Below are 18,516 nucleotides of genomic sequence, written 5' to 3'. Positions count from 1 at the left end.
GGCGGGGCTGGGTGCGGGGGCGCCTGAAGTGCTGGCGGGGCTGGGTGCGGGGGTGCCTCAAGTGCTGGCGAGGCCGGGTGGGGGGGTGTCTCAAACGCCGGTGGGGTTGGGTGGGGGTGTCGGGTTAGGGTCTTCCGCCTAGGCGGGTTACGGCTATCGAGCCCGCTTGGCAGCCGGCTCGGGCTGCTTCGGCTGGGGTCGCGCCTGCTAGGCGGGCGGCCAGGAAGCCGCCGGTGAAGGCGTCGCCCGCGCCCGTGGAGTCCACCGCCAGGGCGGGTTCCGCGGTGATCTCCGCGGTCACCCGGCCGCCCTCGGCGACCAGCGCCCCGGCCGCGCCCCGGGTCACCACGACCAGCGGCACCCGCAGGCTCAACTCCGCCGCCGCCCGCGCCGACGGGGCCGGGCCGGGGAGTCCGGCCAGCAGCCGCGCCTCGTCCTCGTTCGGCAGCAGCGCGTCGGCCCCCGCGACGGCGTCGAGGAAACGATCCACCCCCAGCGTGGCCAGGAACCCGGCCGAGGCGGGGTCCACGCTCACCGCGATCCCGAGTTCCCGCGCCGAGCGCAGTGCCAGCCGGGCCAGCTCGCGGCTGGTGTCCCCGAAGAACAGGTAGCCGGACAGGTGCAGATGGGCCACCCCGTCCAGCAGGTCCGGGGTCCAGTCGGCCCGGGAGAGGCGGAGCACGGCCCCGCTGTCGGTCAGGAAGGTCCGTTCCGCGTCCTTGCCGACCAGCGCCACCACCGTCCCGGTGGGCTCCACCGGGTCGACCACCAGCAGCGGCCGCACCCCGGCGGCGAGCAGGGCGCGTTCGTGCCACTGGGCCGACTCCGCGCCCACCCGCGCGAGCAGCGCGACGTCGGCGGCGCCCTGGTGGGCCGCCCAGCAGGCGGCGTTGGCCCCGGCGCCGCCGGGCATCGTACGGATCCGGGCCGGCGTGTCGGTGGCCGGAGCGAGCGGCTCCAGGTGCACGGCCACCACGTCCGTGACCACGTCCCCGACGACCAGCAGACCGCCGGCGAACTCGGCGCCCGACCCGGTCACCAGGCCGCCCACGCCGAGGCGATGCGCGCACCCAGGCGCACGTTGCCGCGCACCGCCGCCAGGTTCGCCTCCAGCGAGGCCCCGCCGGTCGCGCGCACCAGGAAGTCGAGGAGGAACGGGGTCACCGCCTGCCCCGTGACGCCGCGTTCCCGGCACTGCGCGAGGGCCTGCGCCAGTACCCGGTCGTGCAGGTCCGGATCGAGCTGGTCGGCCTCGGGGACCGGGTTGGCGACCAGCAGCGCGGACCCGGGCCCGCCCAGGGCGTCCTGAGCGGCCATCACCCCGGCCACCTCCTCCGGCCGGTGCACCGTCCAGTCGACGGGCTCGCCGGAACTGCTCAGGTAGAAGCCGGGGAACCGCTGCGTCCCGAAGCCCAGCACCCCCACCCCGAGCGTCTCCAGCCGCTGGAGCGTGGCCGGCACGTCCAGGATCGACTTCACCCCCGCGCAGACCACCGTGATCCGGGTCCGGGCGAGCAGCGACAGGTCGGCCGACTCGTCCTGCGCCCGCGCCCAGTCGCGGTGTACGCCGCCCAGCCCGCCGGTGGCGAAGACGCGCAGCCCGGCCCGCGCGGCCAGGAACGCCGTCGCCGACACCGTCGTGGCCCCGGTGGCGCCGGCCGCCATGGCCGGGGCCAGGTCCCGGTGCCCCAGCTTGCGCACGCCGTCGCCATTGGCGATCCGCTCCAGCTGTGCCTTGTCGAGCCCGGCGTACGGCACCCCGTCGAGCACCGCGACGGTCGCCGCGACCGCGCCCTCCGACCGGACGATCGCCTCCAGCTCCAGGCCCACCTGGAGATTGCGGGGCCGGGGCAGGCCGTGCGCGAGGATCGTCGATTCGAGGGCGACGACCGGTCGCTGCTCCGCCAGCGCGTCGCGCACCTCTTCCGACAGGACGGGAACCGCTGTGTGCTGTGACATGTCCCCATCCATGGCACGGGATCCACGCCCCCAAACGCGCCCCCGGCCCAACTGTCCGAGATGCACGGGGTGCGGTGCGCCGGGTGGACCCGCGCGCTGGACAGGGTGACTCGTGCGCCCCGCCGATCCTGGACGACCTGGCCACCGCGCGCGGCGGTCCCGCCGGGCTAGGGTTTCGCGCCATGAGCACCGAAGACCCCGCCGCCCCGACCGCCCCCGCGGCCCCCGATGCCGGTCCCGCCTCCTTCGCCGTGTCCGTACCCGACGTCCCGGACGCCGAGCTGGAGACCGAGGAGCTCGACCCGGGACAGATCGTCTCCGGCGACCCCGTGGTGACGGGCAAGGTGCTGTGGGAGTCCGCCGACGGCAAGCAGCTGCGCGGGATCTGGCAGATCACCCCCGGAGTGGTCACCGACACCGAGGCGAACGAGCTGTTCGTCGTCGTCAGCGGCCGGGCCACCATCGAGATCGAGGGCGGCGGGCGGCTGGAGGTCGGCCCCGGCACCGCCTGCGTGCTCCGGGAGGGCGACAAGACCACCTGGACCGTGCACGAGACGCTGCGCAAGGCCTACCACATCAGCCTCTGAGGTCTCTGAGGACTCTGACGAGCCGCCGGCGAGCCCCCGACCCGCCTCCGCGCCCGTCAGTCCGCGACGGGCGCGGGGTGGCGGCGCGCCGTGAAGAGCGCGAGCCCGGCCATCGGCAGCAGCAGCGCCGCCCCGACGGCGTTGAGCCAGCCGTAGCCCGCCTGGGAGACGATCAGCCCGGACACGGCGCCGCCGATGCCCGCGCAGGTGTTCATGGTCAGGTCGGACAAGCCCTGTACCGCGGCCCGCGCGGCCTGCGGCACCGAGTCCGTCAGCAGCGCGGAACCGGCGACCAGCCCGGCCGACCACCCCAGCCCCAGCAGGAACAGGCCCGCCGCGGTCTGCGCGTGGTGCGCCCCGGCGGTGCCCGCGAGCAGGGCGGCGATCGACAGCAGCCCGGCCGCCAGCCCGATCACCGACAGCCTGCCGAGCCGGTCCGCCAGCCAGCCCATCACCGGCGAGAAGGCGAACATGCCGGCGATGTGGCCGCTGATCACCAGCCCGATCAGCTGGAGGTCGGCGCCGTGGTGCCCGAGGTCCACCGGGGTCATCACCATGATCGAGACCATGGCGGTGTGGGTCACGGCGACGGTCACCAGGGCCAGCCGGGCCCTGGGGGAGGCCCGTACGGCGGCGAAGGCGGCCCGCAGCGAGCGGCCCGCGGCCGTCTGCTCGGCCGGACCGGCCAGTGCGCGGGCGGTCAGCAGCGGATCGGGCCGCAGGAGCACGCTGATCAGCAGCGCGGTGAGCAGGAAGATCCCGGCGGCCCACAGGAACGGGCCCGCCTTGTCGGGTATGGACGTCCCCGCGAAGCTCCGGCTGGCCGGGGCCGAGAGGTTGGGTCCCAGCACCGCGCCGATGGTCGTGGCCCACACGACCGTCGAGATCGCCCGGGCCCGCCGGTCGGGGGCCGCCAAATCGGCGGCGGCGAACCGGCACTGGAGGTTGGCGGAGGAGGCGGCGCCGAAGGCGGCCATGCCGAGCAACAGCAGCGGGAAGTTCTTCAGCACGGCGGCCAGCACCACGAGCCCGCCGCCGACCGCGCCGATCACATAGGCCAGGACCAGCCCCGCCCGGCGCCCGCGCGCCGTCATCAGGGCCGCGAGCGGCAGCGAGACCAGGGCGGTGCCCACGACGGAGGCCGTCGAGGCCAGTCCGGACACGGCCTCGGTGCCGCTGACCTCGGTGGCCAGTACGGGAGCCAGCGCGATGCTGATCGGCATGCCGAGCCCGCCCAGGACCTGCGCGGCGATGAGCACGCCGGAGGTGCGCCGGCGCAGCCGGGGCAGGTCGGCCTCGGTCAGCCCCCGGACCTCGCGCTCCCGCCGCTGCGCGCGGGCCGAGCGGGCCGCGGGGGCCGTGCGGTCCGGTCCGACGGATCCGAGCGAGCGGTCCGTACCGTGCGGGGCGCTCACGACGTACACCTCCGGTCCCTCGGACAGGAGCGGACGGGCGGTGCGGGGCGGGGGACGGCGGGCTGGGCCGTGGCAGCAGTCACGGGCGCAGTGTCGCACCGCCCGCCCGGCGGGGGAACCGGTGGCGGCTCCGCGGGCGGACCGGATCGCCGCTGGTCAGCACCTGATCGACAGCGGGGCAGCAGCCGGCCGGCACCCGGACGGCCCTCAGAAGAGCGGCTCCGGGAGGACGCCCTCCAGCGCCAGCAGGGTCCGCTTGGTCTCCACCCCGCCGCCGAAGCCGCCGATCCCGCCGCCGTTCTCCACGACCCGGTGGCAGGCCACCACCAGCGGCAAGGGGTTGGAGCCCATCGCCGCGCCCACGGCCTGGGCCGCGCCGGGCTGGCCGACCCGGGCGGCCAGCTCGCCGTACCCGACGACCGCCCCGTAGGGAACGGAGCGGTCCAGCTCCTGGAGGACCTGGCGGTTGAAGCCGGAGCTGAGCCGCCAGTCCAGCGGGAGCGTGAAGCGTCGCAGGTCACCGGCGAAATAGGCGGCGAGCTGACGTATGGGCTCGGCCAGCAGCACCTCTTCGCCCGGCGCCGGACGAAAGGCCGCCGCGCCGAGCCGGTCGATCAGCGGCCCGGCCGCCTGCGGCGACGCGTGGAAGGCGACCTTGACCAGACCCTCGGGGGTCGCGGCGAGGAGGAGCGGACCGATGGTGCTCGCGACCACGGTCCATTCGAGGTGCGGCCCCCGGGGCCGCTCGGTGCTGTCCACCCGACCACCGTACGACGCCCCACCGACAACGCTCCGGGGCCGCGGGCCGCGGGCCGCGGGCCGGGCCCGGAGCGCGGGAGCGGTCAGTAGCCGTACACCGTCCGCCGCACCAGGTCGGGGCGGTTGCTGATGATGCCGTCCACCCCCATCTCCACGACCCGCTGGGTCGTGTCCGCGTCGTCCACGATCCAGGTGTCGACCTCCATGGCCTTTCCGTGCGGCCCTTGGAGGGCGTGCACCCGCGCCACCCATTCGGCGTTGATCTCCCGGAACCAGGGGTTGATCCGGTCGGAGAAGGCGGCGTACCGCTCCAGGTCGTCCTCCGGCGGGGCGCCGAGGAAGGCCGTCACCACGTCCGGCCGCATCCGGTGCACCAGGGCCACGGAGTCGGCGCTGAAGCTCTGCACGACCAGGCGCGAGGCGACGTGCCGCGCGTCGAGCCAGCCCCTGCTGCCGAGCAGGTCGAGGATCTCGCGTTCGATCCCCGGGTACAGCTCCGGCTTCTTGACCTCCAGCAGCAGCCGGCCCTGATTGAGCTGGACCCGGTCGAGGTACTCGCGCAGCGTCGGGATCCGGGCGCCGGCGAACTCGGGGCGGAACCAGCTGCCCGCGTCGAGCCGGGCGATCTCCGCCGCCGTGAAGTCCTTCACCCGCCAGGGGCTGCGCCCCGGGAACACCTTCTGGACGTCGGTGGTCCGCTTGAGGGTGTCGTCATGGATCACGACGAGCACGCCGTCCTTGGTGCGCTGGACGTCGTTCTCCACCCAGTCCATGCCCAGCCGCGCGGCGAGGTCGATGGAGGCCAGCGTGTTCTCCGGGGCGTAGGCCGACGCCCCCCGGTGCGCGTACACCACGGGGAGCCCGAGCAGACCGGCCAGCGGCGGCGCCTTGGGCCCGGCGTGGGGAGCGGCGGCCGGTCCGGCCTTCGGGCCGCCCGTCCGCAGCGGCGGCGGCGTGGCGGAGGCCGGCCCGGCCAGTGCGGAGAGGGTGATGCCGAGCACGGCGGCAGCCGCGGCAACGGTTCGGACGTACATGTGCGGTCTCCTCGGGTCACGGGTCATGAAGGGGGCGACCGGCGGCCCGGCCGGACGCGCGGACGGGCGGGGGACGTCGGGCGGTGATGGTCGTATCCCGCCCCTCTTGGCGTATCTGACGGTCTGTCGTGAAATGTGACTCATCGCGATGATGCCGTTCACGATCGAGCCGTCGCCACCGAACTACGACAAACGGACCAGGGTCACCCTGGGTGCCGAGGCGTCACCGAAGCGTGTCGTGCGCTGGTCGGGCGGGGGTCGGGAGCCGGCCCGGGGGCCCGCGGAGCGTGCGGGCGCGTGAGTGTCAGTGGGGGGCCGTACGGTTGACTCATGCGGCCCGTATCGAAGATCGAACGCACGGTGGCGCCTTTCGAGGTCGTCAGTCCCTACCAGCCCAGCGGTGACCAGCCGGCGGCCATCGCCGAGCTGGAGAAGCGCATTCGCGCGGGCGAGAAGGACGTGGTCCTGCTCGGTGCGACCGGCACCGGAAAGTCGGCCACCACGGCCTGGATGATCGAGAAGCTCCAGCGACCGACGCTGGTCATGGCGCCGAACAAGACGCTGGCCGCCCAGCTGGCGAACGAGTTCCGCGAGCTGCTGCCGAACAACGCCGTCGAGTACTTCGTCTCGTACTACGACTACTACCAGCCCGAGGCGTACGTCCCCCAGTCGGACACCTACATCGAGAAGGACTCCTCCATCAACGAGGAGGTGGAGCGGCTGCGGCACTCCGCGACCAACTCGCTGCTGACCCGCCGCGACGTCATCGTGGTCGCGTCCGTCTCCTGCATCTACGGCCTCGGCACCCCGCAGGAGTACGTCGACCGGATGGTCTCCCTCAAGGTCGGCGAGGAGTTCGACCGCGACCAGCTGCTGCGCCGCTTCGTCGACATCCAGTACACCCGCAACGACGTCGCCTTCACCCGCGGCACCTTCCGGGTGCGCGGCGACACCATCGAGATCTTCCCCGTGTACGAGGAACTCGCCGTCCGCATCGAGATGTTCGGCGACGAGATCGAGGCGCTCTCCACCCTGCACCCGCTGACCGGCGAGGTCATCAGCGAGGACCGCGAGCTGTACGTGTTCCCCGCGAGCCACTACGTCGCCGGGCCCGAGCGCATGGAGAAGGCGGTCGCGGGCATCGAGGCGGAGCTGACCGAGCGCCTCGCGGAGCTGGAGAAGCAGGGCAAGATGCTGGAGGCCCAGCGGCTGCGCATGCGCACCACCTACGACCTCGAGATGATGCGCCAGATCGGTTCCTGTTCCGGCATCGAGAACTACTCGCTGCACATGGACGACCGCGAGCGCGGCAGCGCGCCCAACACCCTCATCGACTACTTCCCCGAGGACTTCCTCCTCGTCATCGACGAGTCGCACGTCACCGTGCCCCAGATCGGCGCGATGTACGAGGGCGACGCCTCGCGCAAGCGGACCCTGGTCGACCACGGCTTCCGCTTGCCCTCCGCGCTGGACAACCGCCCGCTGAAGTGGGAGGAGTTCCAGGAGCGGATCGGTCAGACGGTCTACCTGTCGGCCACCCCCGGCAAGTACGAGCTCTCCCGCGGCGACGGCTTCGTCGAGCAGATCATCCGGCCGACCGGCCTGATCGACCCCGAGGTCGTCGTCAAGCCGACCGAGGGCCAGATCGACGACCTGGTGCACGAGATCCGCCAGCGCGTCGAGAAGGACGAGCGCGTCCTGGTCACCACCCTGACCAAGAAGATGGCCGAGGACCTCACGGACTACTTCCTGGAGCTGGGCATCGCGGTGCGCTACCTGCACAGCGACGTGGACACGCTGCGCCGGATCGAGCTGCTGCGCGAGCTGCGGGCCGGGGAGTACGACGTCCTGGTCGGCATCAACCTGCTGCGCGAGGGCCTCGACCTGCCCGAGGTGTCCCTGGTGGCCATCCTCGACGCCGACAAGGAGGGGTTCCTGCGCTCGGGGACCTCGCTGATCCAGACCATCGGCCGCGCCGCGCGCAACGTCTCGGGCCAGGTCCACATGTACGCGGACAAGATGACGCCGGCGATGGAGAAGGCCATCGAGGAGACCAACCGGCGGCGGGAGAAGCAGGTCGCCTACAACACCGAGCACGGCATCGACCCGCAGCCGCTGCGCAAGAAGATCAACGACATCGTCGCCACCATCGCCCGCGAGGAGGTCGACACCGAGGAACTGCTCGGCAGCGGCTACCGCCAGCAGAAGGGCGGCAAGGACGCGAAGGCCCCCGTACCCGCGCTGGGCGGCCGTGCGGCCAAGGGCGGCAAGGGTGCGAAGGGCGGCAAGGGCGAGGTGCTGACCGACCGCCCCGCGGCCGAACTGGCCTCGCTGATCGAGCAGATGACCGAACGGATGCGGGCGGCCGCGGCCGAGCTGCAGTTCGAGGTCGCGGCCCGGATCCGCGACGAGGTCGGTGAGTTGAAGAAGGAGCTGCGGCAGATGAAGGAAGCGGGCCTCGCCTGAGCCGTGGCCGGTCAGTAGTGTTCGGGCGTGGAACAGCCACAGGCACGCGCTGCCTGGGGGTGGCTATGGAGAGGGGACAGCACGTGACGGTCAACATGACCAAGGGTCAGGCCATCAGTCTGCAGAAGTCGGACGGAGGGACGCTGACCGCGGTCCGGATGGGCCTCGGCTGGCAGGCGGCCAAGCGCCGCGGCCTGTTCGGCAGCCGTACCCGGGAGATCGACCTGGACGCCTCGGCCGTGCTGTTCGCCGGCAAGGAGCCCATGGACGTGGTGTTCTTCCGGCAGCTGCAGAGCAAGGACGGCTCGGTCCGGCACACCGGTGACAACCTGGTCGGCGGCGCCGGTCAGGGCGGCGACGACGAGTCGATCCTCGTCGACCTGGCGCGCGTGCCGGTGCACATCGACCAGATCGTCTTCACGGTGAACTCGTTCACCGGGCAGACGTTCCAGGAGGTGCAGAACGCCTTCTGCCGCATCGTCGACGAGACCAACGGCCAGGAACTGGCCCGCTACACGCTCGACGGCGGCGGTCAGTACACCGCGCAGATCATGGCGAAGGTGCACCGCGCGGGCGCCGGCTGGAAGATGACGGCCCTGGGCAACCCGGCGAACGGCCGGACCTTCCAGGACCTGCTGCCGGCGATCCTGCCGCACCTGTAAGCCGGAGCGCCGCGGCAGGCGCACGGGAGAACGCGTACGACGGGGGAGGGGCTGCACGATGACGGCCGAACTGGTCCGGGGGCAGAACCACCCCCTGTCCCGGCACCGGGTGGAGATCAGGGTCTCGGCGGGCACACCCGTGCTCGCCGGGGCCGCGCTGGGCGACGACGGGGGCCGGCTGGCCGACCCCGGGTCGCTGGCCCACCCGGGGGAGCCGCGGGTGCCCGGCCTGGAAGTGCCCGTGGCCGCCGCCGCGCGGCACTCCTTCGAGGTCGACCTGGACGCGGTGCCCGCCGTCGTCCACCGGGTCGGGATCGTGCTGGCGCTGCCCCGGGGCGGCCCGCCCCGGTTCGGTGCGGTCGCCGCCCCGTACGTCGCCGTGGCCGCCCCCGACGGCGCCGAGCTGGCCGGTTACACCCTGACCGGACTGGACGCGGAGACCGCCGTCATAGCGGTCGAGCTGTACCGCCGCCAGGGCGCCTGGAAGGTGCGCGCCGTCGGCCAGGGGTACGCCGACGGGCTCCCGGCCCTCCTCGCGGACCACGGCCTGAGCGCCCCGGACGCCGCGGACCTGGCCGCCCGCGCCCACGCGGCCTGCGGCGCCGCGCCGGGCTCCGCCCCCGCCCCCGCCACCGCGGTGCCCACGGGCACGGCGGCCGGCGCCGCGCCGCCGGTCGCGGGATCGCCGTACTCCACCCCCGCGGCGGCCTCCTCGGACACCCCGACGCCGTTGGCGACCCCGGTGGTGCCCCAGACCCCGGTCCCCGGTCCGGTGCCCCCGCCGCCGCCCGCGGACCCCGCGTCCGGCCCCGGCCCGGAGGGTCCGCCCACGATCAGCTACGCCCACCCGCGCCGCGACCGCACCGCGGAGCCCCCGCCGCCCGCCCCGCAGGCCCCGCCGGCGCAGCCCGGGGAAGCGCACCGCCCGGTCGCCGGCGACGCCACCGGCTGGTCCATGGACGAGCGGCTGTACAACCAGGTCTGGGGCATGTTCGAGGACCTGGCCCGCTCGGTCTCCGCCTACCGCAGCGCCGCCGACTTCGCCGAGTCCCGGCTGGAGCGCGAGCTGGACGCGGCCCTCGCCGACCCCCGCAACCGCCTCGGCGGATCCGGGGACGGCGCCCGCGAGAGCGCCAGGGCCCGCCGCGACGACCTCGTCGCCCAGGCCCGGGCCGTCCTCGACCGCGACCTCGCCCAGCTCAAGGCGGAGGTGGAGGTGGTCGAGCCCGCGCTCCCCGCCGCCTTCGCCGGCTGGGCCAACCCGGTCTGGCACGCCCACCGGATCCCCGCCGAGGCCCCGCTCGCCCTGCGGCTGGGCGATCTGCACCTGCCCGAGTGCCCGGAGCTGCGCATCCCGATGCTGGTGCGGTTCCCGATGGAGCGCGGCCTGTGGATCGACAACGGCCGCACCGGCTCCGAGGCGGCGATGATGGCGGACACCGCCCCGCTGCGCCGGGCCGCCATGGACATGGCCGTCGCGCACGCGGTGCGCCTGCTCGCCGTGCACCCCGCGGGCCGCTTCTCGGTGCACGTCATCGACGCCGCCGGGGCCGGGGCGTCCTCGCTGGCCCCGCTCGTGCGGGCCGGCGTACTGGCGGCGCCGCCCGCCGCCGGCTCCGCCGCGGTCACCGAGACCCTGGCGCGGCTCACCCGCCGGGTGGACCTCGTACAGATGGCGGTGCGGGCGGGAGCGCCCGAGGACCTGCCGCCGGACCTGGACACCGCCGAGCAGCTGCTCGTCGTCCACGACTTCCCGCACGGTTTCGACGACCGGGCCGTCACCCAATTGCGCTATCTGGCCGACGAGGGTCCCTCGGTCGGCGTCCACCTGCTGATGGTGGCGGACCGTGACGAGGCGTCGGCGTACGGGCCGCTGCTGGACCCGCTGTGGCGCTCGTTGATGCGGCTCTCCCCGGTGCCGGACGACCACCTCGCCGATCCGTGGGTCGGCCACGCCTGGACCTTCGAGGCGTCCTTCCCGCCGCCCGGCAGTCGGGTCCTGGACCAGGCGCTGGAACGGATCGCGGAGGCGCGCAGGGGGCGCGGCGCCTGATCGGTGCGGCCCCGCCGGGCCGCACCGGCTGACCATCCCCTGACCTTCTCTTGGCTATCCCTTTACCTTATGCGGCCGAGACGGGTACGCTGGTGTCTGCGGAGGGGAGTATTCCTGCTTTCCTGCTACGGCGTGCCCGTCAATACGGACCGTAACCGGTCCCGGGGCGTCGGCCCACGGCCTCCAGGCCGCCCGGGTGGAAGAGACCTCCGGCAGCGATGACGCTGACGAAGTGCTGAGCCATCCGCCGGAGGCGTGTTCAACGTGGACGTTTCGTGGACCCTTTGGGTGCTGACCATTCTCGGTCTGGGCATCCTCATCGGAGCCGATTTCCTCATCGGCCGTAAACCGCACGACGTATCGATCAAGGAAGCGGGCATCTGGACGGTCGTCTGGATCGTCCTCGCCGCGCTCTTCGGCCTCGGCCTGCTGTTCTTCGGCAACGGCCAGGCCTCCCAGGAGTTCTTCGCGGGCTTCATCACCGAGAAGTCGCTGAGCGTCGACAACCTCTTCGTCTTCGTCCTGATCATGGCGAAGTTCGCGGTGCCGTCCCACCTCCAGCAGCGGGTGCTGCTCGTGGGCGTGCTGATCGCCCTGGTGCTGCGCGCGATCTTCATCGCGGCCGGCGCGGCGATCATCGCCAGCTTCTCCTGGGTCTTCTACATCTTCGGCGCCTTCCTGATCTACACCGCGTGGAAGCTCATCCAGGAGGCCCGCAAGGACGAGGAGGACGAGGAGTTCGAGGAGAGCCGCCTGCTCAAGACCGTGGAGAAGAAGTTCGGCGTCGCCGACCGCTACCACGGCACCAAGCTCTTCATCGAGAAGAACGGCAAGCGCGTCCTGACGCCGCTCATGGTCGTCATGCTCGCCATCGGCACGACCGACATCCTCTTCGCCCTCGACTCCATCCCCGCGATCTTCGGCCTGACCCAGGACCCGTACATCGTCTTCACGGCCAACGCCTTCGCCCTGATGGGCCTGCGCCAGCTGTACTTCCTCATCGGCGGCCTGCTCAAGAAGCTGGTCCACCTCAGCTACGGCCTGTCGATCATCCTCGGCTTCATCGGCGTCAAGCTCGTGCTGCACGCCCTGCACGAGTCCGGGGTGCACGTCCCGCTGATCTCCATCCCGGTCTCGCTCGGCGTCATCTGCGGCGTCCTGGTGATCACCACGATCACCAGCCTGATCGCCTCGAAGAAGCAGGCGGCGGCCGAGACCGCCGCCCGGGAAGCCGAGACCCAGGACAGCGTCGGCAGCTGATCCGCGGTCGCGCTCAGGCGGGGGCGGCCGCTTCGGCCGCCCCCGCCGCCGTGCGCACCACCATCGGATTCGTCTCCGGCAGCAGGGCGAAGCAGCCGAGGCTGACCAGGGAGATCCCGGTCAGGTACGCGCCCACGCCCCACGCCGGCCCCGAACCGTCGGCCAACGCCGTCGCCACGACCGGCGTCAGCGCCCCGCCGAGCACCCCGCCCAGGTTGTAGCCGACCGCCGCCCCCGTGCACCGCACCCGCGGCGGGTACAGCTCCGGCAGGTACGCGCCCACCACCGCGAACAGCGTCGTCATGCCCAGCAGCGCGCCGAGACAGCCCAGGGTCATCAGCAGCGGATCGGCCGTCCCGAGCAGGGCCACCAGCGGGAACATCCACAGCGCGCAGGCCACGCTCCCGGCCAGGCAGAGCGGGCGGCGCCCGTAGCGGTCGCCCAGCACCGCCATCAGGGGGGTGACCACGCCCATGAACGCGACGGCCACCATGACGCAGGCGAGCATCGTGCTGCGGCCGACCCCCAGGTGCTCGGTCGCGTAGGCCAGGGACCAGGTGGTCACGGCGTAGAAGACGGCGTACCCGACGGCGAGGGCGCCGCCGGTGAGCAGGAGCAGGCGCCAGTGGTCGCGGACGACCTCGGCCACCGGTGCGCCCGCCCGCCGGTCGTCGGCGGCCAGGGCGCGGAACTCCGGGGTCTCCTCGACCGATCGACGCAGCCACAGGCCCGACAGGGCGAGCAGCCCGGCCGCCCAGAAGGGCACCCGCCAGCCCCAGGACGTGAACTGGCCGTCGGTGAGCGTCGTGGACAGCCCCAGCATCAGGCCGTTCGCCAGCAGGAAACCGACGGCCGGGCCCATCTGCGGGAAGCTCGACCACAGCCCGCGCCGGCCCTCAGGGGCGTGTTCGGCGGTCAGCAGCACCGCCCCGCCCCACTCGCCGCCGAGGCCGAGGCCCTGGAGGAAGCGCAGCAGGAGCAGGAGCAGCGGGGCGCCGACGCCGATCGAGGAGTACGTCGGCACGCAGCCCACCGCCACCGTGGCGAGGCCGGTCAGCAGCAGGGACGCGAGCAGCACCGGTCGGCGGCCGTACCGGTCGCCGACGTGCCCGAAGAGCACGGAGCCCAGCGGGCGGGCGAGGAAGCCGATGCCGAAGGTGCCGAAGGCCGCGAGGGTGCCGGCCAGGTGCGAGAAGGTGGGGAAGAACAGGGGGCCGAGGACCAGGGCCGCGGCGGTTCCGTAGACGAAGAAGTCGTAGAACTCGATGGCGGTCCCGATGAGGGAGGCCGAAGCGAGGCGCAGCATCGCGGGCGGCCGGCCGGCGTGCGGGGAGCGATCTTGGTGCATGGTGCAGCAGATACCCCGGTCCGCGGGGCCGGGGGAGCGGAACGCGGATCCTCCACCGGAAGGAGTGCCGCACCGCACCGGTGTTGACGCGCGCCCGGTGGTGACGCGGGGCCGGTGGTGACGCGGGGCCGCCCCTCCCGTCGGGGAGGGGCGGCCCGGTCGTTCGTGTGCGGTTCTCCGTGTGCGGCTCTTCGCGTGCGGGCCGACCTACCAGCCGCGCTCGCGCCACTCGGCGAGGTGCGGGCGCTCGGCGCCGATCGTGGTGTCGTTGCCGTGGCCCGGGTAGACCCAGGTCTCGTCGGGGAGCTGCCCGAAGAGCTTCTCCTCGACGTCGTCGATCAGCCGGGCGAAGGCCTTCGGGTCGCCCCAGGTGTTGCCGACGCCGCCCGGGAAGAGGCAGTCGCCGGTGAACACGTGCGGGTGGCCGTGCGGGTCGTCGTAGACCAGGGAGATCGAGCCCGGGGTGTGTCCGACCAGGTGGCGGGCGGTCAGGGCGATCCGACCGAAGGTGATCGTGTCCCCGTCCTCCACGGCGACGTCGGTCGGCACCGGGATGCCCTCGGCGTCGTAGCGCCCGGCGTAGGTCCGGGCCCCGGTCGTGTCGACGACCTCCCGCAGCGCGCCCCAGTGGTCGCCGTGCTGGTGGGTGGTGACGACCGAGGTGATGCCGTCGTCGCCGATCAGGGAGAGCAGGGTGGCGGCGTCGGCGGCCGCGTCGATCAGCAGCTGCTCGCCGGTCGCCCGGCACCGCAGCAGGTAGGCGTTGTTGTTCATGTCGCCGACGGCGACCTTGGAAATCATCAGGTCCGCGAGTTCATGCACGTCGGCCGGACCGCCGACCTTCACCGCTCCGCTGTAGGTCATGTCCTGATCCTAGAGCGGGGGGAGCAGGGGCAGGGGCCCGCCCGCCGTGGTCAGGGCGTCGCCCTTGTCGCCGCGGCCCGCCAGCCAGGCCAGGAGCTGGGCGGGGGTGCCGGACAGGGTGACGGGGGCGCCCTCGGTACCACCGGTGCGCCAGGTGCGGCCGTCCCCGGGGGAGAGCGTCACCGGGGGCACCTCGGGGTGCCCGGACCAGCGGTCGGCCAGGAAGTCGATCTCCCGGGTGGTGAACTCGTCCGGGAGGTCCGTCAGCTCGTAGCCGATGCCGAGGTCCACGTGGTGCAGCTCGATCTCGACGAGGCGGCGGAAGGGGATCCGGGAGGCGCTGTCGGTGACCCCGTTGCGCAGCTCGACCGTGCGGGACCAGTCCTGCGGCGCGTCGGCCACGGCCTGGAAGGCGGCGGCGGAATTCCGGACGTCCTCCAGCTGTTCCACCAGAGGCCGACCGGCATCCCGCTCGATGTCGGCGTCGCGCGCGGAGGCGCTCTCGTACATGGGGCGCCCTTCGAACACGTTCACGAGGGCGTCCGCGTTGCGGGCGAGGTGGGCGAGTACGTGGCCCCGGGACCAGCCGGGCAGGCGTGACGCCTCGGCCACGGCCGCGTTGTCCAGTTTCGCGGCCGCGGTCAGCAGTCGGTCCGTGGCTTCGCGCAGGGATCGCAGGTCGTGCGCATGATCAATCATGAGCCGACCCTAGCGCCGCCACACGATCGGGTGAAGCACTCTTCGGAGTGCCGGTAATCGAATGCACGTGCTATACGCTCGGAGGAGCACACCAGACCATCCAGCGGCGCCTCCCGACCCCCATACTCTGGACGGCCGGGGCCCGTCCCCCGCTCTCTCAAGAAAGGTGCGGACCGGCGTGACCGACCGTCTCATCGTTCGTGGCGCTCGCGAGCACAACCTCAAGAACGTCTCGCTCGACCTGCCCCGCGACTCACTCATCGTCTTCACCGGACTCTCCGGGTCGGGCAAGTCCTCCCTGGCCTTCGACACGATCTTCGCCGAGGGCCAGCGCCGCTACGTCGAGTCGCTGTCGTCCTACGCCCGCCAGTTCCTCGGGCAGATGGACAAGCCCGACGTCGACTTCATCGAGGGCCTCTCCCCGGCCGTCTCCATCGACCAGAAGTCGACCTCCCGCAACCCGCGCTCCACCGTCGGCACCATCACCGAGGTCTACGACTACCTCCGCCTCCTCTTCGCCCGCATCGGCAAGCCGCACTGCCCCCAGTGCAGCCGTCCGATCGCGCGGCAGTCGCCGCAGGCGATCGTCGACCGGGTGCTCGCGCTGCCCGAGGGCAGCCGCTTCCAGGTGCTCTCGCCGCTCGTGCGCGAGCGCAAGGGCGAGTTCGTCGACCTCTTCGCCGACCTCCAGACCAAGGGCTACAGCCGGGCCCGGGTGGACGGGGAGACGATCCAGCTCTCCGAGCCGCCCACGCTGAAGAAGCAGGAGAAGCACACGATCGAGGTGGTCGTCGACCGCCTCACCGTCAAGGACGGCGCCAAGCGGCGGCTCACCGACTCGGTGGAGACCGCCCTGGGCCTCTCCGGCGGCATGGTGATCCTGGACTTCGTCGACCTCGCCGAGGACGACCCCGAGCGCGAGCGGATGTTCTCCGAGCACCTCTACTGCCCGTACGACGACCTGTCCTTCGAGGAGCTGGAGCCGCGCTCCTTCTCCTTCAACTCGCCCTTCGGCGCCTGCCCCGAGTGCACCGGCATCGGTACGCGCATGGAGGTGGACCCCGAGCTGATCATCCCCGACGAGGACAAGTCCCTCGACGAGGGCGCGATCTCCCCGTGGTCGCTGGGTCACACCAAGGACTACTTCCAGCGGCTGATCGGCGCGCTCGCGGGCGAGCTGGGCTTCCGGACGGACATCCCGTGGGCCGGGCTGCCGCAGCGGGCCAAGAAGGCCCTGCTGTACGGCCACAAGACGCAGATCGAGGTCCGCTACCGCAACCGGTACGGGCGGGAGCGGGCGTACACCACGGCCTTCGAGGGCGCCGTGCCCTTCGTCAAGCGGCGACACTCGGAGGCGGAGAGCGACACGAGCCGCGAGCGCTTCGAGGGCTACATGCGCGAGGTGCCGTGCCCGACCTGTGAGGGCACCCGGCTCAAGCCGATCGTGCTCGCGGTGACCGTGATGGAGAAGTCCATCGCCGCGGTGTCCGCGATGTCGATCAGCGAGTGCGCCGAGTTCCTCGGCGAGCTCCGCCTCGACGCGCGCGACAAGAAGATCGCCGAGCGGGTGCTCAAGGAGGTCAACGAGCGGCTCCGCTTCCTCGTGGACGTCGGTCTGGACTACCTCTCGCTCAACCGCGCGGCCGGCACCCTGTCCGGCGGCGAGGCCCAGCGCATCCGACTGGCCACGCAGATCGGCTCCGGTCTGGTCGGCGTGCTGTACGTGCTGGACGAGCCGTCGATCGGCCTGCACCAGCGCGACAACCACCGGCTGATCGAAACGCTGGTACGGCTGCGGGACATGGGCAACACGCTGATCGTCGTCGAGCACGACGAGGACACCATCAAGGTGGCCGACTGGGTCGTGGACATCGGCCCCGGCGCCGGTGAGCACGGCGGCAAGGTCGTGCACAGCGGTTCGCTCAAGGACCTGCTCAAGAACACCGAGTCGATGACCGGGCAGTACCTGTCCGGGAAGAAGTCCATCGAACTGCCCGACGTGCGGCGGCCGGTGGACGAGAGCCGCAAGCTCACCGTCCACGGCGCGCGGGAGAACAACCTGCGCGACATCGACGTGTCGTTCCCGCTGGGCGTGCTGACCGCCGTCACCGGCGTGTCCGGCTCCGGCAAGTCCACGCTGGTCAACGACATCCTGTACACGCACCTGGCGCGCGAGCTGAACGGCGCCCGGACCGTTCCCGGGCGGCACACCCGGGTGGAAGGCGACGACCTCGTCGACAAGGTCGTCCATGTCGACCAGTCGCCGATCGGCCGCACCCCGCGGTCCAACCCGGCGACGTACACCGGTGTCTTCGACCACGTGCGCAAGCTGTTCGCGGAGACCATGGAGGCGAAGGTGCGCGGCTATCTGCCGGGCCGCTTCTCCTTCAACGTCAAGGGCGGCCGGTGCGAGAACTGCTCCGGTGACGGCACGATCAAGATCGAGATGAACTTCCTGCCGGACGTCTACGTTCCGTGCGAGGTCTGCCACGGAGACCGGTACAACCGGGAGACGCTGGAGGTCCACTACAAGGGCAAGTCCATCGCCGAGGTGCTGAACATGCCGATCGAGGAGGCCCTCGGCTTCTTCGAGGCGGTTCCGACGATCGCCCGGCACCTGCGCACGCTGAACGAGGTCGGGCTCGGCTACGTCCGGCTCGGCCAGTCCGCGCCGACCCTGTCCGGTGGCGAGGCGCAGCGCGTGAAGCTGGCGTCGGAGCTGCAGAAGCGGTCGACGGGGCGGACGGTGTACGTGCTCGACGAGCCGACGACGGGTCTGCACTTCGAGGACATCTCGAAGCTGATCAAGGTGCTGTCGGGGCTGGTCGACAAGGGGAACTCGGTGATCGTCATCGAGCACAACCTGGACGTCGTCAAGACCGCGGACTGGGTCATCGACATGGGCCCCGAGGGCGGTTACGGGGGCGGCCTGGTGGTCGCGGAGGGTACGCCGGAGCAGGTGGCCTCGGTCGGGGCCAGCCACACCGGCAAGTTCCTGCGGGACATCCTCGGTGCGGAGCGGGTCTCCGATGCCGGGGTGGCGGTGCCCGCGGCGAGGAAGCGGGCCCCGGCGAAGAAGACCGCTGCCGCGGCGAAGAAGGTGGCCGCGACCAAGGCCACCGCGAAGAAGGCGGCGGCCCCGGCCAAGAAGGCGACCCGGGCCCGCAAGGCCTAGGCGTGCCGTCCCGGCCCCGGTGGTGTGCGCGCGGCACCCCGGGGCTCCGCCCCGGACCCCGCGCCTCAAACGCCGGCGGGGCTGGATGTGCCGCCGGGGGTAGGTCTAGCCTCGCCGGCGTTTGAGGCGCCCCCGGAGGGTGGGCAGCGGCGCCGCTGGGGGGGGGGGGGGGGGGGGGGGGGGGGGGGGGGGGGGTGGGGGGGGGGGGGGGGGAAGAGAGGGGGGTAGCGGCCGG

Annotated in this window: 14 protein-coding genes; 6 read left to right on the top strand and 8 right to left on the bottom strand. The window is 72.6% G+C overall.

Going from position 1 to position 18,516, the window contains the following annotated elements:
• Positions 1–124: 124 nt before the first annotated feature.
• Both ACZ4UB_RS34555 and ACZ4UB_RS34550 read right to left on the bottom strand, forming a co-directional pair.
• Positions 125–1,051, bottom strand: coding sequence for a carbohydrate kinase family protein (locus ACZ4UB_RS34555; RefSeq protein ID WP_468076474.1), 927 nt, complete (start codon positions 1,049–1,051; stop codon positions 125–127).
• The gene (locus ACZ4UB_RS34550) at positions 1,036–1,959 is read right to left on the bottom strand and encodes a pseudouridine-5'-phosphate glycosidase (RefSeq protein ID WP_468076472.1); all 924 of its coding nucleotides are present in this window, start codon (positions 1,957–1,959) and stop codon (positions 1,036–1,038) included. The genes ACZ4UB_RS34555 and ACZ4UB_RS34550 overlap by 16 nt, the downstream gene beginning before the upstream one ends.
• Positions 1,960–2,141: 182 nt before the next feature.
• On the opposite strand from ACZ4UB_RS34550, the gene ACZ4UB_RS34545 reads away from it, so the two are divergent.
• Positions 2,142–2,546: a cupin domain-containing protein gene (locus ACZ4UB_RS34545; RefSeq protein ID WP_354383350.1), complete on the top strand. Its 405-nt coding sequence runs from the start codon at positions 2,142–2,144 to the stop codon at positions 2,544–2,546.
• 56 nt (positions 2,547–2,602) lie between these two features.
• Here ACZ4UB_RS34545 and ACZ4UB_RS34540 read toward each other — a convergent pair whose 3' ends face one another.
• The 3 genes from ACZ4UB_RS34540 to ACZ4UB_RS34530 all read right to left on the bottom strand — a co-directional run bounded on the left by ACZ4UB_RS34540 (position 2,603) and on the right by ACZ4UB_RS34530 (position 5,754).
• Positions 2,603–3,961, bottom strand: a complete 1,359-nt coding sequence (locus ACZ4UB_RS34540; RefSeq protein WP_468076470.1) for an MFS transporter — start codon at positions 3,959–3,961, stop codon at positions 2,603–2,605.
• Positions 3,962–4,168: 207 nt separating this feature from the next.
• Positions 4,169–4,720: a methylated-DNA--[protein]-cysteine S-methyltransferase gene (locus ACZ4UB_RS34535; RefSeq protein ID WP_468076468.1), complete on the bottom strand. Its 552-nt coding sequence runs from the start codon at positions 4,718–4,720 to the stop codon at positions 4,169–4,171.
• A gap of 83 nt (positions 4,721–4,803) precedes the next feature.
• On the bottom strand, positions 4,804–5,754 hold the full coding sequence (locus ACZ4UB_RS34530; protein ID WP_468076466.1) for a glycerophosphodiester phosphodiesterase: 951 nt from the start codon (positions 5,752–5,754) through the stop codon (positions 4,804–4,806).
• 330 nt (positions 5,755–6,084) lie between these two features.
• Between ACZ4UB_RS34530 and uvrB the strand changes: the two genes are divergently transcribed.
• The 4 genes from uvrB (at position 6,085) to ACZ4UB_RS34510 (ending at position 12,195) form a co-directional block, all read left to right on the top strand.
• Complete coding sequence (gene uvrB, locus ACZ4UB_RS34525) at positions 6,085–8,220, top strand: excinuclease ABC subunit UvrB (protein WP_354383353.1); 2,136 nt, start codon at positions 6,085–6,087, stop codon at positions 8,218–8,220.
• Between the two features lie 83 nt (positions 8,221–8,303).
• Positions 8,304–8,882: a TerD family protein gene (locus ACZ4UB_RS34520; RefSeq protein ID WP_354383354.1), complete on the top strand. Its 579-nt coding sequence runs from the start codon at positions 8,304–8,306 to the stop codon at positions 8,880–8,882.
• Positions 8,883–8,940: 58 nt separating this feature from the next.
• Positions 8,941–10,935: a TerD family protein gene (locus ACZ4UB_RS34515; protein WP_468076463.1), complete on the top strand. Its 1,995-nt coding sequence runs from the start codon at positions 8,941–8,943 to the stop codon at positions 10,933–10,935.
• Positions 10,936–11,199: 264 nt separating this feature from the next.
• The gene (locus ACZ4UB_RS34510) at positions 11,200–12,195 is read left to right on the top strand and encodes a TerC/Alx family metal homeostasis membrane protein (RefSeq protein ID WP_468076461.1); all 996 of its coding nucleotides are present in this window, start codon (positions 11,200–11,202) and stop codon (positions 12,193–12,195) included.
• Positions 12,196–12,208: 13 nt separating this feature from the next.
• Here the strand turns inward: ACZ4UB_RS34510 and ACZ4UB_RS34505 are convergent, their stop codons facing one another.
• The 3 genes from ACZ4UB_RS34505 to ACZ4UB_RS34495 all read right to left on the bottom strand — a co-directional run bounded on the left by ACZ4UB_RS34505 (position 12,209) and on the right by ACZ4UB_RS34495 (position 15,106).
• Positions 12,209–13,501: an MFS transporter gene (locus ACZ4UB_RS34505; protein WP_468076511.1), complete on the bottom strand. Its 1,293-nt coding sequence runs from the start codon at positions 13,499–13,501 to the stop codon at positions 12,209–12,211.
• 249 nt (positions 13,502–13,750) lie between these two features.
• Positions 13,751–14,407, bottom strand: coding sequence for an MBL fold metallo-hydrolase (locus ACZ4UB_RS34500; protein WP_468076459.1), 657 nt, complete (start codon positions 14,405–14,407; stop codon positions 13,751–13,753).
• A gap of 9 nt (positions 14,408–14,416) precedes the next feature.
• A complete protein-coding gene (locus tag ACZ4UB_RS34495; RefSeq protein WP_468076457.1) occupies positions 14,417–15,106 on the bottom strand; it encodes a maleylpyruvate isomerase family mycothiol-dependent enzyme in 690 nt (229 codons plus the stop codon).
• A 178-nt stretch (positions 15,107–15,284) separates the two neighbouring features.
• Here ACZ4UB_RS34495 and uvrA point away from each other — a divergent pair, with 178 nt between their 5' ends.
• On the top strand, positions 15,285–18,281 hold the full coding sequence (gene uvrA, locus ACZ4UB_RS34490) for an excinuclease ABC subunit UvrA (protein ID WP_468076455.1): 2,997 nt from the start codon (positions 15,285–15,287) through the stop codon (positions 18,279–18,281).
• The last annotated feature ends 235 nt before the right edge of the window (positions 18,282–18,516 follow it).

Source organism: Streptomyces sp. NPDC028419 (assembly GCF_055565515.1).
This window is presented reverse-complemented; position numbering and strand designations above follow the sequence as displayed.

What these genes read in the sequence shown, in the direction of transcription:
- ACZ4UB_RS34550 (WP_468076472.1), bottom strand. Translation starts at nt 1,959, where the DNA reads ATGTCACAGCACACAGCGGTTCCCGTCCTGTCGGAAGAGGTGCGCGAC.
- ACZ4UB_RS34545 (WP_354383350.1), top strand. Translation starts at nt 2,142, where the DNA reads ATGAGCACCGAAGACCCCGCCGCCCCGACCGCCCCCGCGGCCCCCGAT.
- ACZ4UB_RS34530 (WP_468076466.1), bottom strand. Translation starts at nt 5,754, where the DNA reads ATGTACGTCCGAACCGTTGCCGCGGCTGCCGCCGTGCTCGGCATCACC.
- uvrB (WP_354383353.1), top strand. Translation starts at nt 6,085, where the DNA reads ATGCGGCCCGTATCGAAGATCGAACGCACGGTGGCGCCTTTCGAGGTC.
- ACZ4UB_RS34515 (WP_468076463.1), top strand. Translation starts at nt 8,941, where the DNA reads ATGACGGCCGAACTGGTCCGGGGGCAGAACCACCCCCTGTCCCGGCAC.
- ACZ4UB_RS34505 (WP_468076511.1), bottom strand. Translation starts at nt 13,501, where the DNA reads ATGCTGCGCCTCGCTTCGGCCTCCCTCATCGGGACCGCCATCGAGTTC.
- ACZ4UB_RS34500 (WP_468076459.1), bottom strand. Translation starts at nt 14,407, where the DNA reads ATGACCTACAGCGGAGCGGTGAAGGTCGGCGGTCCGGCCGACGTGCAT.
- ACZ4UB_RS34495 (WP_468076457.1), bottom strand. Translation starts at nt 15,106, where the DNA reads ATGATTGATCATGCGCACGACCTGCGATCCCTGCGCGAAGCCACGGAC.